This window comes from Cryobacterium sp. 10I1, assembly GCF_035019805.1.
GTDB lineage: Bacteria > Actinomycetota > Actinomycetes > Actinomycetales > Microbacteriaceae > Cryobacterium > Cryobacterium glucosi.
In genome coordinates this window covers 1-453 of the sequence record NZ_JASJVF010000566.1, presented here as the reverse complement: position 1 = coordinate 453, position 453 = coordinate 1, and the positions used below count along the sequence as shown (strand labels likewise).

Here is a 453-nt window from a genome sequence, read left to right as displayed (position 1 = left end):
CGAGACGGTTCGGGGCGAGGGGTGAGCGGATGCCGCGGGTCAGGCGAGTGCGAGCATCGCGGCCGCCGCGAGCGCAAGACCGAGGCCGACCCACTGCACCGGCGCGATCCGCTCCCTGAGCACGACCGCTGCGAGCAGGATCGTCCCGGCCGGGTACATCGCCGTCAGCACGCTGATCACGCTGAGGTCGCCGATCCGGATCCCGATGAGCAGCAGGAAGTTCGCGGCGACGTCGACGAGACCGCAGACCGCGGCGAGCGTCAGGCCGATCGTGAGGGTGGACCGGGAGCGCCGACCGGTGTGAGCGGGAACCGCGGCCGGGTCTGTTGCGCGAGCAGTGGCATCCGTCGCCCCGAAACCGGCGACGGCCACGCCCGTACTGCCGGCCCCCGCGAGCACCCGCCGCCGGCGCGCGGCGACGACGGCGAGCACACCCACGATCGAGAACATAAT

The 453-nt window shown here is 72.6% G+C and carries 1 protein-coding gene; it reads right to left on the bottom strand.

Annotated features, from left to right (window positions below):
* Window positions 1-39: 39 nt before the first annotated feature.
* Window positions 40-453: EamA family transporter (locus QN345_RS19800; RefSeq protein ID WP_323509213.1), on the bottom strand; the 414-nt coding region annotated here is incomplete at its 5' end.